Source organism: Sphingobium sufflavum, from assembly GCF_021403115.1.
In the GTDB taxonomy this organism is placed as follows: Bacteria; Pseudomonadota; Alphaproteobacteria; order Sphingomonadales; family Sphingomonadaceae; genus Sphingobium; species Sphingobium sufflavum.
Genome location: NZ_JAJSSH010000001.1, coordinates 521,838 through 535,513, shown reverse-complemented (window position 1 = coordinate 535,513; position 13,676 = coordinate 521,838). Strand labels below are relative to the sequence as shown.

Genomic DNA, 13,676 nt, shown 5'->3' with positions numbered 1-13,676 from the left:
TTTCCGATTGAGCAGATGATTCCACCTGCTTGGAAAACGCTCTACGCCGCCACCCGGTCCCGCCCGCCCGTCTTGGCGGCATATAGTCGCCGGTCCGCACGGGCGATGCCGTCAGCCAGCGACGCATCCTGCGGCTCCACCTGAGCCATCCCCATGCTGATCGTCCAGCGCAGCGGTCCCGCCTGCCGGATCGCGGCGCGCACCGCCGCGGCAAAGCGATCCGCATCGGTCGCCGACGCACCGGACAGGATGACCAGAAACTCGTCCCCGCCCATGCGGACCACATGGACGCCGCCGGGCATGGCCGGGGCCTGCGCGGCGTCGCCCAGGATGCGCGAAAGCCGGACCAGCGCGGCATCGCCCGCCGCATGGCCGAAACGGTCGTTGACCGCCTTGAAATGGTCGATGTCGATCAGCGCGAGGCGGGTGCCGGGGACCAGCAACGCCCCGTCGCGCCCGGCCAGCCATGCGCGATTATACACCCCGGTCAGCGCGTCCCGCCACGCGCTGTCGCGCAACGCGGCAAAGGCCGCTTCCGCCGGCATGGCCAGCAGGCCGAGGTTGAGCAGCATCAGCAGCAACTGGTCGGACGCCAGCCCCAGCACCGCGACCGTGGTGGGCGTCGCCCAGCCCTGTACCTCGCCCAGCACGGCCAGCCCATAGCAGGGGATATAGCCCCACAGCGCCAGCCCCGCGACGCGGCAACCCTGGCTGGTTACCGCCCCCTGCCGCGACAGGCGGATCAGGTCGTGCCCGAACAGCGCCATGCCCAGCGCGAGGCCCAGCGGCGTCATCATCCGCCGGTCGAACGGCCCCGTGGCGACACCCAGCGCCTCCAGCCAGCCCGGCACCAGAAAGGCGAGCAGCGTCGCGGCGACCGGCAGCGCCATCCACCAGCGCCACAAGGGGCGACCGAGGAACAGCCGCGCGCCCATGACGACGGAGATGTTCGACCCCGCCAGCATCGCCAGAAACAGGGAGTCCCACAGGCCGGCAGACTGGTTTTCAATCAGTTCCAGCCCGGCCAGCGCCAGGCAATAGACGATCAGGCTGACCGCCCAATGGGCGTAATGGCGCTGGTCGCGCCGCCCGCGCCACAGCGCCAGAAAGATGATGGTGAAGGCCAGCGACGCGAGAACGCTGCACAGACGCAAGGTCGCAAGGTCGGCGGAAAAGGACATGGCGCGGGCGAGCGTAAATGCCGAACCTTAACAACGCCCTATCCGCGCGGACACGATGCGGCGAGGCGAGTGCCGCCGAATGCCCCGCAGAGAGAAACAGGGCGGGCGATCCTGCCGGACCGCCCGCGCCGACAGGTGATTCAGGCGTCCGTGCGCGGCGTGATGCCGGTGATGCGGATGCCGCTGTCGGGCACCTTGTACCGGCGGTTGAGCGCGATCAGGACGCTGGTCAGCGCCTCCGACACCACGCTGTTCGCCAGCACGCCCGCATTCCACGCGCCCAGCCCGATTTCCTTGGCAAGGCCGACCACATAGTCCGCCGCTTCCGCATCGTCGGCGCAGACGAGGACGTCGCAGTCGATCGTCTCGTCGAGATGGGTTAGGTGATGGGCGGAGATATTCTGGAAGGCGGAGACGACCTTCACGCCATCGCCCAGCAGTTTCTGGATCGCCTCGACCGCGGACCCGTTTTCGGGGAGTTGCACGCGGCTGACCTTGGGCGGGACCAGCGGCACGGTGACGTCGATCAATATCTTGCCGTGCAGCGATTCCGCGACCGATTCCACCGTCGCGCGCTGGGCCGAAAAGGGCACGGCGAGGACGACGATGTCGGCCTGTGCGGCGGCATCCTGATTGGTGGCGCCGCTGGCGTTGCCGGTGCCGATCTTTTTGTTGATGTCGGCGGCGGCGGCGGCGGCCCGCTCCGCATCGCGGCTGCCGATAACGACCGTATGCCCCGCATGCGCCCAGCGCAGCGCGAGGCCGCCACCTTCCTTGCCAGCGCCACCCAATACCGCGATCGTCTTGCGATCAGAACTCATGCTTCCAACTCCAATTTTTTCCGCACCTTCTTGGGCGGGGTCTGAATGACGGGTTCGAGCGGCGCGGCCTGCCGGGCGCGCATCATCTTTCGCTCGTCGGCGGGGCCGTAGAGCGTGGTGCGCGGGGCGGGCGTGCGGCCGATCTCGTGGATCAGCGTGTCCATCAGGTGGGGCGGAAACTCCTGCCCATGGCTGCTGCCCGCCGCCTTGCTGATGCTCTCGTTCATCAGCGTGCCGCCGATGTCATTGGCGCCGCCGGTCAGGCCGATGGCCGCGCCGCGCGGGCCGAGCTTGGTCCAGCTCACCTGAATATTGCGGATCAAGGGGTGCAGCACCAGCCGGGCGACCGCATGCATCAGCCGCGCCTCGCGGAAGGTCGGCCCCTTGCGGGTCAGCCCCTTGCGCGCGATCGGCGCCTCCATATGGACGAAGGACAGCGGCACGAATTCCGTGAAGCCGCCGGTGCGCGCCTGCAATGCTCGGATCGCGAGGAGGTGCGCGGCCCAATGCGTCACCTGTTCGACATGGCCGAACATGATGGTCGCGGTGGTGGCGAGGCCAATCTCATGCGCGGTGCCGATCACCTCCAGCCATTGCGCGGTGGTCAGCTTGCCGGGGCAGATCACCTCCCGCACATCGTCGTGAAGGATTTCCGCCGCCGTGCCGGGCAGGGAACCCAGCCCCTGCGCCTTCAGCATCGTCAGGAACTCGCGGATCGACACGCCCAGAGTCTCCGCCCCATGGCTGACTTCGAGGGGGGAGAAGGCATGAACATGCACACCCGGCTCCGCCTGCTTCACCGTGCGGAGGATGTCGAGATAGGTCTGGCCGGTGTAGCTGGGGTGGATGCCGCCCTGAAGGCAGACTTCCGACGCGCCGCGCGCCACCGCCTCGCGCACCCGGCGCGCGATCTCGCCATGGTCGAGGTCATAGGGCGTGCCGCGCAAATCCTCATGCGTCTTGCCCTTGGAAAAGGCGCAGAAGCCGCAGGTGAAGGCGCAGATATTCGTGTAATTGATGTTGCGGTTGACGACATAGCCGATGGGGTTGCCGTTGACGGTGGCCCGCAGGGCGTTGGCGGCGCTGCACACCCGCTCCACATCCATGCCGCGCGCGGAAAACAGCGTCTCGATCAGCGCCGCATCGGGGTCCACCCCGCGCGCAAGGGCATCAAGCGCGGCGGTCACGGCGGGGTCCGACGGCGCATCAGCCACCAGCACACGGGGCAGCGGCGGCAACGCCTGCCCGCCCGACACCCACGCATCCTCCCGGCCCCAGCCATGGGTGTCGCCCGACTGGCGGACGAGGGTCAGCATGGCGGGCGCCAGCCAGCGGTCGGACAGATGCGACGGGTAAACCGGCAGGCGGCGCACCAGATGGCGGCCGCCCGCCTCCGTCCCGGCCTCCAGCGCGGCGATTTCGGGCCATGGCGCTTCGGGGTTCACATGGTCGGGCGTGACGGGGGAGACGCCGCCCCAGTCGTTGATCCCCGCCTCCATCAGGCGCGGGAAGTCCGCGCTCGACAGGTTGGGCGGGGCCTGGATATTCATCTGCGCGCCCAGAATCAGCCGCGCCGCCGCGATCGTCCACAGCAGGTCGTCCATGTCCGGCTCGGCCGCGCCCTGCATGGGCGTGCGGTCCTTGGCGCGGAAATTCTGGACGATGACTTCCTGAATATGGCCATGCTCGGCGTTCAGGTCGCGCATCGCGAACAGGGCGTCCAGCCGTTCCTCCCGCGTCTCCCCGATGCCGATCAATATGCCGCTGGTGAAGGGGATCGCCAGTTCACCCGCCATGCGGATATTGGCGAGGCGCACCGCAGGAACCTTGTCCGGGGAGCGATAATGCGCCTGCCCCTTGTCCAGCAGCCGGTCGGACACGCTTTCCAGCATCAGGCCCATGGAGCCGGAGACGGCGCGCAGCGCGATCATCTCGTCCCGCGTCATGATCCCGGCGTTGACGTGCGGGATCAGGCCGGTTTCCTTCACCACCAGCGCGCACATGGCGGCGAGATAGGCGTTGGTGCTCGCATAACCCTGCGCATCCAGCCATGCGCGCGCGGCGGGATGGCGCAGTTCCGGCTTGTCGCCCAGCGTGAACAATGCCTCGGTGCAGCCATGGCTCGCCCCCTCCCGCGCGACGGCCAGGATTTCGTCGGGCGTCATATAGGGCGCTTCGCCCCGCTCCGCCGGACGGGAGAAGGTGCAATAATGGCAATAGTCGCGGCACAGCTTGGTGAGCGGGATGAACACCTTGGGCGACCAGCTCTGGACCAGCCCATGGCCCGCATCGCGCAGGGCGCGCGCCTCCGCCAGCAGCGCGTCGAGGGGCGCGTGCAGCAGATGGTCTTTCAGGACGGGGTCGGGCCTTGGCGCGGCCTGATGGGCGGTCGCGGCGGCAAGCCCGACGGGCGCACCGGCGGGGTCAAGATGCATGGATGTGTACAAACCCGTTTCACTCTCCCGACAATCGCCTAAAGACTCAGCACTTATCGGAGAGCAGTTCAATGATTCAAATAGAGGCCGTGCCCGGCATCGGGGAGGTCGCGCCGGGATGCGACCTGGGCGCGATACTGGCGGATGCGCTGGGTCCGATGCAGGTGCAGGCGGGCGATATACTGGTCGTCACGTCGAAAATCTGTTCCAAGGCGGAGGGGCGGCGGCTGTCCCTTGCCACCGTCGCGCCGGGCGCGCGGGCGGACGAAATCGCCGGGGCGATAGGCAAGGATGCGCGGCTGGTCGAACTGGCGCTGCGGGAATCGACCGACGTGGTGCGGACCGGGCGCAATGTGCTCATTACCCGCCACAGGCTGGGTCTGGTCATGGCCAATGCGGGCATCGACGCCTCCAACATCGGCACGGATGCAGAGGATATGGTGCTCCTCCTGCCCGAAGACCCGGATGCGTCGGCACAGGCGATCCGCGCCGCCATCGCACAGCGGCTGGACGTGGATGTGGGCGTCGTGCTTTCGGACAGTTTCGGGCGGCCCTGGCGGCATGGCGTGGTGAATGTCGCCATCGGCGCGGCGGGCCTGCCCGCGATCATCGACCGGCGGGGCGACACGGACCGCGACGGGCGGGTGTTGCAGGTGACGCAGATCGCCTATGGCGACCTCCTCGCCTCCGCTGCGGGCCTTGCCATGGGCGAGGGCGCGGAGGGGATTCCGGCGGTGCTGGTGCGCGGCGTGACGCTGGGCGCGGGAGAGGATGCCGCGCCCGCCACCCGGCTGGTGCGGCCGCTGAACGAGGATTTGTTTCGATGAAGGCAGTCGTATTGACCGGCGGCGTGGGCGGCGCGAAGTTCGTGCTGGGGCTGGAGCGATCCGGCCTTGCCGACACCGTCACCGCCATCGTCAACACGGGCGACGATTTCCGCCACCTCGGCCTCCATGTCTCGCCGGACATCGACACGCTTCTCTACGCCTTGTCCGGCAAGTCCAATGTGGCGCAGGGCTGGGGCCGGGAAGGGGAGACATGGAGTTTCCTGTCCGCCGTGCAGGAACTGGGCGGGCCGGACTGGTTCCGGCTGGGCGACGGCGATCTGGCGCTGCATGTCCTGCGGTCGGAACGGCTGGCGCGGGGCGAGACGCTGTCCGCCATCGTCGCGGATTTCGCGGCGGCATGGGGCATCCCCACCCGCATCCTGCCGATGAGCGAAGATCCGGTCCGCACCTTCGTCGACACGGACGAGGGCGAACTGGAGTTCCAGCGCTATTTCGTCGGGCGGCAATGCGCGCCAAAAGTATCCGCGATCCGGTTCGAGGGCGCGCAGGCGGCACGGGCCGCGCCGGGCGTGGTGGACGCGATCCTCTCCGCCGACGCCGTCTTCATTGCGCCGTCCAACCCCTATCTGTCGGTCGATCCGCTGCTGGCGGTGGCGGACATCGCCGCCGCGCTGGAGCAGACCCGCGCGCCCATCGTCGCCATCTCCCCCATCGTCGGCGGCACGGCGGTCAAGGGGCCGACCGCCAAGATCATGGCGGAACTGGACATCGCCCCCGACAATGACGCCATCGCCGACCATTATGCCGCCTTTGTCGACGCGCTGCTGGTCGACGCCAGCGACGCGGCCCCGGCGGCCATCCCCGCCCGCGCGACGCACACACTGATGAAGACGCTGGACGACAAGATCCATGTCGCGCGGGAAGCCATGGCGCTGGCGAAAAGCCTGATCCCCTGATGCAGTGGACCGCCATCGTCCCCTTCAACCATGGCCGCCCGTGCAAGACGCGGCTGGCCCCCCTGCTGTCGGAGGCGGAGCGCAACGCCCTCGCCCTCGCCATGGCGCGGCATGTGGTCGGGGTGCTGGCGGCGGTGCCGGGCATCACCGCGATCCGGCTCGTCGCACCGGTCGATCCCGCGCTGGCTCCGGCCCTGTGGGTTCGGGATGGTGGGCGCGGGCTGAACGGGGAACTGGCCGCCGCCCGCGCGGAGGTCGCACCCGGCGCGACCCTGTTTCTCCATGCCGACCTGCCGCTCCTGACCCCCGCCGACCTGCGAACGCTGCTCGATGCGGCGGAAGCGGCGGGGAGCGCGCTGGCGGCGGACATGGCGGGACGGGGCACCAACGCCATCGCGCTGGCCGATGCGCGGACCTTTGCCCCGGCGTTCGGCGCGGACAGCCTTGCCACGCACCGGCAGCGGCTGCCCGATGCGGCGCTGGTCGCGCGCGATGGCCTGTCCTGCGACGTGGACGACGCCGTCGGCCTGCACGCCGCGACCACGCACGGCTTTTCATGGCCTATTGCCATAGATCGGACCGCCACCCACGGCTAAGGACGCTTGCCCCGCGCACCCGCCCTGCGCCACCAGCGGACAGGCCATCGGTCCCGCCGCCGCATCGCCCCGCCGATATGCCGTGGCGACATGGATCGGGGGTGATTGACTCGCATCACGCATGGCATGATGGCAATGTGAATTGCTATTCATAATAGGGGACGGATCGTGGCAGCCAGCATCACCCAGCTCGATGGACAGGTCGCCATCGTCACCGGCGGCGGCGGCGGGATCGGCCGGGCCATCGCGCTGGCGCTGGCGCAAGCGGGCGCGGACATCGTGATCGCGGAGATTATCCCCGAACGCTGCGCCGAGGTGGAGGCCCGCGTGACCGAACTGGGCCGCCAGTGCCTGACCGTCCCCACCGACATGAGCAAGACCGATCAGGTCCGGGCGATGGTCGACGCGGCAAAGGCGCGGTTCGGCCGCATCGACATCCTCGTCAACAATGCGGGCGGGGTCAGCCGCAAGAATTTCCTGGAGCAGAGCGAGAACAGCTGGCGCCGGCATATCGACCTCAACCTCGTCTCCATGCTCGCCGCGACCTCCGCCGCCGTGCCGGTGATGATCGAGGGCGGCCGGGGCGGCAGCATCATCAACGTGTCCAGCATCGAGGGGTCGCGGGCCGCGCCCGGATACGCCGTCTATTCGGCGTGCAAGGCGGGCATGAACAACTACACCCGCACCATGGCGCTGGAACTGGCCGAACATGGCATCCGCGTGAATGTGATCGCGCCCGACTGGACCATGTCGCCGGGCACGCGCGGCAATGTCACCGGCCCGGTGGACGAGGCCAAATGGCTGCCCATCACGCCGGAAATGGCGGACGCCACCGCGCGCCGCATTCCCCTGCAACGGCCCGGCATCGACGTGGAGTGCGGCCATGCCGCGCTGTATCTGGCGTCCGCGATGAGCAGCTATGTCACCGGCATCGTGTTGCCGGTGGACGGCGGAAGCTGGGCCTCGTCCGGCTGGGTGCGCGACAAGAACAGCGGCAAATGGGTGCTGGTCGAGGTGCCGACCACCCCGGCCTGACCCGGCTGTCGCCAGAACAGATTATAGAGGATCGAAAGGAAAGCCCGCATGAAGATCAACTGTCCCCTGCCGTTCGACCATACCGACGCCCCCGCCGAATTCGGCACGATGGAGGCCGTGATCGCAATCGGCCAGGCGGTGGAGAAGGCGGGCTTCAACGCCGGCCTCGTCACCGATCATCCCGTGCCGACCGGGCGCTGGCTGGACGCGGGCGGCCATCATGCGCAGGCCCCGTTCGTGATGCTGTCGCTGCTGGCGGCGCATACGAAGACGCTGCGGCTCCAGACCGGCATCCTCGTCCTGCCCTATCGCAACCCCTTCATCGTCGCGCGCGACATCACCACGCTGGACAGCTTCTCCGGCGGGCGCGTGACCCTCTCCGTGGGCGCGGGCTATCTGAAGGGCGAATATCGCGCGCTGGGCGTGGATTTCGAAAAGCGCAACGAGTTGATGGACGAATATATCCAGGCGATCCGGCTGGCGACATCGGGCGAGGAATTCACGTTCGAGGGCGACGGATACCAGGCGTTCGGCAACCGCATCATCCCCGGTTCGCCCCAGACCCCGCACCTGCCCATCTATGTCGGCGGCAACGCCAAGCGGGCGATCCGCCGCGTGGTGGACATGGCCGACGGCTGGAACCCCTTCTTCACCATGGGCGGCGGCGTGAACAGCAACACGACCCGCACGGCGGAGATCACCAATGAAGACGATCTGAAGGCCGCCATCGACTATATGAAGGATTACGCCGCCAAGGTCGGGCGCGCGCAGTTGCCGGAGATCGTGCTGGGCGGGGTCAACAAGCCGGGCGAGGTGCTGACCAGCCAGGAGATCGTCGATCGCATCGGCACGTACCGCGAACTGGGCGTATCGACCGCAGGCGTCACCGTGAAGGGCGCGACCCGCGCCGAGTGGCTGGAGGATGTGGCCCGCATCGGCGAAGAGGTTATCGCCAAGGTGCAGTGAGGGAGGCGCGCCCCTCCCCATTCGCGGGAGGGGCAGCCTGCTCTCATCATCCCAGCCTGCGCCGGGATGACGAGATTCGGCCGATCAGCCGATCGCGGTCAGGCTCTCATGCGCCGACCGTTCGATCATGCCATAGGCGCTCTGGTCGCCCCATGTGTACACCGCCCCGCCCTGCTGCAGGTTCAGCCCGCCGATGTCCGGATTGCCGACGCGGAAAGTGGAGGGCGACGTCACCCCGCCGATCTCCGTGATGCCCAGGTCCGATTCCAGCGCCAGCGACACATCGTCCCCCTCGCTGACGATGCGGCGCAGCCACGGCACCCGCACCAGTTTCGCGGGGTAGAAGCGCCCGTCCTTATAGACATAGGCGTCATTATGCCCCTCGCTCCCGTCGTCACGCGGGGGATAGGCGAGGGAGCCGAAACCATCGCCGTTGGGGAACACCGCCGATTGCCATGTATGGCCGCGAAAGCCCGCCAGCGGGCGCACGCTCTGCCGCTTGATACGCGATCCGGTACCGGTGAAGTCATGGGTCTGCCCATCGACGGTGTAGGTGCCGCGCGCCCGGAACAATTGCTCCAGCCGCCAGCCGATGCCCATGTTCGCGGCCTCCACCTGCGCCTCCGGCGAGAGTTTCGCGACCGCTTCGGGCGACAGATCCTGCACCCAGGCGGGCACCACCATTTCCAGTTCCACATCGAGCCGCACATCGGTCCGGCGCGCGGGGTCCAGCGTCTTGGCAATCTGTTGCTCGCTCGTCCCGTCGATCACCGATCCGTCGAAGACCACGCGCCAGCGGCGGAACGGCTCCAGCATCTCGAAACGGATCGGCCCCGCGCCCAATATGGTCGGGCGGCCGTCGGCGGCGATGGGCGAATGGGCCGCGCCGATGCCCGCACCGTTCAGGATGCGCCCGCCGGGAAAGCTGAAATTGCCCTGCACCCGGCGATTGTCCCAACTGCTCGCCTCCGCCTCTATGCCCATGCGCGGAAAGGCAAAGCGGCCCCGGTCGTCATAGAGCCACAGGGACATGCTCTCGCGCATGTCCGGGTCGTCGGGCTGCGCGGCAAAGACCAGTTCCTTGTCCGGCGACAGGCCGCCCGAAAGGTCCGCTCCCAAAACATCGTCTGGCGTCAGTGGCATTGGCCTGTCCCTCATCGCGTTGCGGCCATCATGGTGGATGCCGCCGATGACCGGGATGCTAGGCGATGGATCGTCGCGGCGGCAACCGCGCGCGGATATGCGGGGGAGCCAAATCTATGGCCGGGGGCCATTATCCACCGGCGCGCGGCGCGGCATGGCCTCCCACCCCTTGTCCATGCCAACGCCTGGGCTTGACCGGGGCCGCTGCCGCCTCCGCATCCCGCCCCGGTCGCCGGTCCATGCCCGCCCGTCCGGCCAAACCCGATCCCGGTCCTTCAGCTCGTCGGCGTCCAGGTCGGCCCCTTGCAGATGAACATCAGGCACCCCTGCACCGACAGGCTGCCATTGGCGGTGCGCTGCACCTTGGCGTCATAGAGCTTGCCCGACGCCGGGTTCAGTATCTTGCCCTTCCACAGCGATCCCGCATCGACCAGCCCGGTGATGATCGCGACGCCCACCGTGGATTTCTCGCCCGGCTTGGGCTTCAGCACCTTGACCACCTTGCCGCACAGCGCCTTGCCGCACGGCGCGATGTCGATCACCGCCTCGCCATTCTCGGTCAACCACTTGCCCGTCACCGGCTGCGCCGCCTGCACCTGCGCCGCGCCCAGCAGCAGCGCCGCACCCGCGACCATCCGCACGCCCTGAAAATATCGTCCGGCCATCATCATTCCTCTGCACACTGCCGCCCCACGCCCATGCGGAACATCGTTCTCGTCATAGTCCGCCATGCTGTACCCGTAATGAATTGCGGACGTGCCGGACGGCAGGCCGCAACGGGGCCGGGACACGGGGCGTAGCGCGATCCTAAGCCAGAAGGGCCATGGCCCGCGACCGCAGAGGCGAGCCAATTGCCTCGCTCAGGCCCCAATCACATGCGGACGACGAACCAGCCCCTACCCCCGTGGCCGCAACCCTTCCACCAGGAAGCGCGCCAGTTCTTCCGCCACCTCCCGCGTGGACCGCGCGCCATCGTCCCTGTGCCAGCGGGCGGGCCAGTTGAGCGCACCGGCAATGGCGAATGTCGCAAAGCGCACATCCCCCACCTCGACCGATCCATCCTCCATCGCCTCCGTCACCAGAACGCGCAGTTGCGAATCGATCTTGCGCTTGTCGGCGCGAAACACGGGGCGGCTCTCGGCCGACAGAACCTCGTCCCCCGTGCGGATCACGCAGCGGCCGAAATCCGCCATGATGACCTCCGCATAGCCGACCAGATAGCGGCGCAGCCGGTCGAGACCCGTGCCGCCCGTCGAGCGGGCGGCATGAAACGCCTCCTGCAATTCCTGCAATCCGCGCGCCATGCAGCGCAGCAGCACCTGCTCCTTGTTGCCCAGATAATGATAGACCAGCGGCTTGGACACGCCAAGCTGTGCCGCCACATCGTCCAGCGACGTGGCGTGATAGCCGCGCTCGTTGAACATCTGCACGGCGGCGACCAATATGGCGTCGCGCTTGCGCTCGCGCAGTTCGGCACGGGCGTCATTATCGAGAAACGGAGAATCGTCATTCTGGGGGCGGGGCATGGCTTAATCTTGACAGGGTGCGGGCCATATGTCTACTCACCAGTAAATAGATTACGTACGGGTGATTCCCGCTAGCAAAATCGCTCCATCGCGCGCATGGCAACCGCCATTCGCCTGCCATATGAGGATATGTCCATGAGCACTGATCCGGTCGTCATCGCCAGCTATGCCCGCACCCCGATGGGCGGTTTTCAGGGCGCCCTCGCGGGTGCCACCTCGCCGGAACTGGGCGCGGTCGCGGTCAAGGCCGCTGTCGAGCGCGCGGGTGTGAACCCGGAACTGGTCGAGCGCGTGTACATGGGCTGCGTCCTGCCCGCCGGTCTGGGCCAGGCCCCGGCGCGTCAGGCCGCTCTGGGCGCGGGCCTGCCCCTCTCGGCAGAGGCCACCACGATCAACAAGATGTGCGGTTCGGGCATGCAGGCCGCGATCATGGCCTATGACGCGCTGGCCGCCGGTTCCATCGACGTCGCCATCGCGGGCGGTATGGAGAGCATGACCAACGCCCCCTACGCCCTGCCCAAGCATCGCGCCGGCGCCAAGATGGGCCATGACACCATCATCGACACCATGATGATGGACGGTCTCGAAGACGCCTATGATCGCGGCAAGGCGATGGGCGTGTTCGCGGAAGATGCGGTGCGCGACTATCAGTTCACGCGTCAGGATCAGGACGAATATGCGCTGCGCTCGCTGAGCCGCGCGAACGAGGCGATCGCTTCGGGCGCGTTCAAAAAGGAAATCACCCCCGTCACCGTCGCGGGCCGCAAGGGCGACACCATCGTCGACATCGACGAGCAGCCGGGCAAGGCGATGCCGGAGAAGATCCCGAACCTCAAGCCCGCCTTCGTCAAGGACGGCACCGTGACCGCCGCCAACGCCTCGTCCATCTCGGACGGCGCGGCCGCGCTGGTCATGACGCGCCAGTCGGTGGCGGAAAAGCTGGGCCTGCCGATCATCGCCCGCGTCGTCGCGACCGCCGGTCACGCGCATGAACCGTCCAAGTTCACCTCCGCGCCCGTCCCCGCGATCAACAAGCTGCTGGCGAAGGCCGGCTGGACCGTGGACGACGTCGACCTGTTCGAAGTGAACGAGGCGTTCGCGGTGGTCGCGATGATCGCGCAGAAGGAACTGGGCATCCCGACCGAGAAGCTGAACGTCAACGGCGGCGCGACGGCGCTGGGCCACCCCATCGGCGCATCGGGCGCGCGCATCATGGCGACGCTGCTCGGCGCGCTGGAAACCCGCGGGCTGAAGCGCGGCGTGGCCAGCCTGTGCATCGGCGGCGGCGAGGCGACGGCGGTCGCGGTCGAACTGGTCTGATCCGGCCGGGGCGTTCGCCGCTGTAGGAATCCAACAGGCTACCGGACGGCGGCGAAACACGCCGTTCGGTTGGTCATCTTGTAAGATGTGAATAAGGACGAGGACCAAAATGGACATCAAGGGTGTAGCCGCCATCGTGACCGGCGGTGCGTCGGGTCTGGGCAACGCGACCGCAAAGATGCTGGCGGCGCAGGGCGCGAAGGTCGCAATCTTCGACCTCAATGAAGAAGCGGGTCAGAAGGCCGCAGCCGAGATCGGCGGCCTCTTCGTGTCGGTCAACGTCGCGGACGACGAGAGCGTGACCGCTGGCCTCGACAAGGCGGAAGCCGCGCACGGCACCGCCCGCATCCTCGTCAACTGCGCGGGCATCGCCCCCGCCGTGAAGACGGTCGGCAAGGAGAACAAGCCGCACCCGCTCGACACATTCGCCAAGACCGTGACCGTCAACCTGATCGGCACGTTCAACGTCATCTCCAAATTCTCAGCCCGCGCCGCCGCAGCTGAGGAGATCGACGGAGAGAAGGGCGTGATCGTCAACACCGCGTCGGTCGCCGCCTATGACGGCCAGATCGGCCAGGCGGCCTATGCCGCGTCGAAGGGTGGCGTGGTCGGCATGACCCTCCCCATCGCGCGCGACCTCGCGAGCCTGAAGATCCGCGTGATGACCATCGCGCCCGGCATCTTCCTGACCCCGATGCTGGAGGCATTCCCGCAGACGGTGCAGGACGCCCTCGGCGCGCAGGTTCCGCACCCCAGCCGCCTCGGCAAGCCTGCCGAATACGCGCAGTTGGTGGAAAGCATCGTGCGCAACCCGATGCTCAATGGCGAGGTCATACGCCTCGACGGCGCCATCCGCATGGCGCCGCGCTAAGAGGATGATAGACATGCCGTCATCCCGGAGCCGATCCG

At 67.8% G+C, this 13,676-nt stretch carries 13 protein-coding genes; 7 read left to right on the top strand and 6 right to left on the bottom strand.

Going from position 1 to position 13,676, the window contains the following annotated elements; all coding sequences use genetic code 11:
• Positions 1–41: 41 nt before the first annotated feature.
• The 3 genes from LWE61_RS02680 to cofH all read right to left on the bottom strand — a co-directional run bounded on the left by LWE61_RS02680 (position 42) and on the right by cofH (position 4,437).
• Positions 42–1,181: a GGDEF domain-containing protein gene (locus LWE61_RS02680; protein ID WP_234148455.1), complete on the bottom strand. Its 1,140-nt coding sequence runs from the start codon at positions 1,179–1,181 to the stop codon at positions 42–44.
• A gap of 140 nt (positions 1,182–1,321) precedes the next feature.
• Positions 1,322–2,002 (bottom strand): NADPH-dependent F420 reductase, encoded by a 681-nt coding sequence (gene npdG, locus LWE61_RS02675; RefSeq protein WP_234148454.1) that lies wholly within the window; start codon positions 2,000–2,002, stop codon positions 1,322–1,324.
• Positions 1,999–4,437 carry a 5-amino-6-(D-ribitylamino)uracil--L-tyrosine 4-hydroxyphenyl transferase CofH gene (gene cofH / locus LWE61_RS02670; RefSeq protein ID WP_234148453.1) on the bottom strand — a complete coding sequence of 813 codons (2,439 nt, stop codon included), beginning with the start codon at positions 4,435–4,437 and terminating at the stop codon, positions 1,999–2,001. The genes npdG and cofH overlap by 4 nt, the downstream gene beginning before the upstream one ends.
• 71 nt (positions 4,438–4,508) lie before the next feature.
• Here cofH and cofE point away from each other — a divergent pair, with 71 nt between their 5' ends.
• From cofE to LWE61_RS02645, 5 genes are all read left to right on the top strand, one after another.
• Positions 4,509–5,264, top strand: coding sequence for a coenzyme F420-0:L-glutamate ligase (gene cofE / locus LWE61_RS02665; RefSeq protein ID WP_234148452.1), 756 nt, complete (start codon positions 4,509–4,511; stop codon positions 5,262–5,264).
• On the top strand, positions 5,261–6,181 hold the full coding sequence (gene cofD / locus LWE61_RS02660; RefSeq protein WP_234148451.1) for a 2-phospho-L-lactate transferase: 921 nt from the start codon (positions 5,261–5,263) through the stop codon (positions 6,179–6,181). Before cofE ends, cofD begins: the two co-directional genes overlap by 4 nt.
• Positions 6,181–6,777, top strand: a complete 597-nt coding sequence (cofC, locus tag LWE61_RS02655) for a 2-phospho-L-lactate guanylyltransferase (protein WP_234148450.1) — start codon at positions 6,181–6,183, stop codon at positions 6,775–6,777. Before cofD ends, cofC begins: the two co-directional genes overlap by 1 nt.
• 168 nt (positions 6,778–6,945) lie before the next feature.
• Positions 6,946–7,812, top strand: coding sequence for an SDR family NAD(P)-dependent oxidoreductase (locus LWE61_RS02650; protein ID WP_234148449.1), 867 nt, complete (start codon positions 6,946–6,948; stop codon positions 7,810–7,812).
• Positions 7,813–7,860: 48 nt separating this feature from the next.
• Positions 7,861–8,778 carry a TIGR03619 family F420-dependent LLM class oxidoreductase gene (locus LWE61_RS02645; protein ID WP_234148448.1) on the top strand — a complete coding sequence of 306 codons (918 nt, stop codon included), beginning with the start codon at positions 7,861–7,863 and terminating at the stop codon, positions 8,776–8,778.
• Between the two features lie 84 nt (positions 8,779–8,862).
• Here LWE61_RS02645 and LWE61_RS02640 read toward each other — a convergent pair whose 3' ends face one another.
• The 3 genes from LWE61_RS02640 to LWE61_RS02630 form a co-directional block, all read right to left on the bottom strand.
• Complete coding sequence (locus tag LWE61_RS02640) at positions 8,863–9,921, bottom strand: hypothetical protein (RefSeq protein WP_234148447.1); 1,059 nt, start codon at positions 9,919–9,921, stop codon at positions 8,863–8,865.
• A 275-nt stretch (positions 9,922–10,196) separates the two neighbouring features.
• On the bottom strand, positions 10,197–10,586 hold the full coding sequence (locus LWE61_RS02635; RefSeq protein ID WP_234148446.1) for a DUF2147 domain-containing protein: 390 nt from the start codon (positions 10,584–10,586) through the stop codon (positions 10,197–10,199).
• Positions 10,587–10,817: 231 nt separating this feature from the next.
• Positions 10,818–11,447 carry a TetR/AcrR family transcriptional regulator gene (locus LWE61_RS02630; protein WP_234148445.1) on the bottom strand — a complete coding sequence of 210 codons (630 nt, stop codon included), beginning with the start codon at positions 11,445–11,447 and terminating at the stop codon, positions 10,818–10,820.
• A 135-nt stretch (positions 11,448–11,582) separates the two neighbouring features.
• Between LWE61_RS02630 and LWE61_RS02625 the strand changes: the two genes are divergently transcribed.
• Positions 11,583–12,767 (top strand): acetyl-CoA C-acyltransferase, encoded by a 1,185-nt coding sequence (locus LWE61_RS02625; protein WP_234148444.1) that lies wholly within the window; start codon positions 11,583–11,585, stop codon positions 12,765–12,767.
• Positions 12,768–12,876: 109 nt separating this feature from the next.
• Positions 12,877–13,638, top strand: a complete 762-nt coding sequence (locus LWE61_RS02620) for a 3-hydroxyacyl-CoA dehydrogenase (protein ID WP_234148443.1) — start codon at positions 12,877–12,879, stop codon at positions 13,636–13,638.
• Positions 13,639–13,676 lie beyond the last annotated feature (38 nt).

What these genes read in the sequence shown, in the direction of transcription:
- LWE61_RS02680 (WP_234148455.1), bottom strand. Translation starts at nt 1,181, where the DNA reads ATGTCCTTTTCCGCCGACCTTGCGACCTTGCGTCTGTGCAGCGTTCTC.
- npdG (WP_234148454.1), bottom strand. Translation starts at nt 2,002, where the DNA reads ATGAGTTCTGATCGCAAGACGATCGCGGTATTGGGTGGCGCTGGCAAG.
- cofH (WP_234148453.1), bottom strand. Translation starts at nt 4,437, where the DNA reads ATGCATCTTGACCCCGCCGGTGCGCCCGTCGGGCTTGCCGCCGCGACC.
- cofE (WP_234148452.1), top strand. Translation starts at nt 4,509, where the DNA reads ATGATTCAAATAGAGGCCGTGCCCGGCATCGGGGAGGTCGCGCCGGGA.
- cofD (WP_234148451.1), top strand. Translation starts at nt 5,261, where the DNA reads ATGAAGGCAGTCGTATTGACCGGCGGCGTGGGCGGCGCGAAGTTCGTG.
- cofC (WP_234148450.1), top strand. Translation starts at nt 6,181, where the DNA reads ATGCAGTGGACCGCCATCGTCCCCTTCAACCATGGCCGCCCGTGCAAG.
- LWE61_RS02645 (WP_234148448.1), top strand. Translation starts at nt 7,861, where the DNA reads ATGAAGATCAACTGTCCCCTGCCGTTCGACCATACCGACGCCCCCGCC.
- LWE61_RS02640 (WP_234148447.1), bottom strand. Translation starts at nt 9,921, where the DNA reads ATGCCACTGACGCCAGACGATGTTTTGGGAGCGGACCTTTCGGGCGGC.
- LWE61_RS02635 (WP_234148446.1), bottom strand. Translation starts at nt 10,586, where the DNA reads ATGGCCGGACGATATTTTCAGGGCGTGCGGATGGTCGCGGGTGCGGCG.
- LWE61_RS02630 (WP_234148445.1), bottom strand. Translation starts at nt 11,447, where the DNA reads ATGCCCCGCCCCCAGAATGACGATTCTCCGTTTCTCGATAATGACGCC.
- LWE61_RS02625 (WP_234148444.1), top strand. Translation starts at nt 11,583, where the DNA reads ATGAGCACTGATCCGGTCGTCATCGCCAGCTATGCCCGCACCCCGATG.
- LWE61_RS02620 (WP_234148443.1), top strand. Translation starts at nt 12,877, where the DNA reads ATGGACATCAAGGGTGTAGCCGCCATCGTGACCGGCGGTGCGTCGGGT.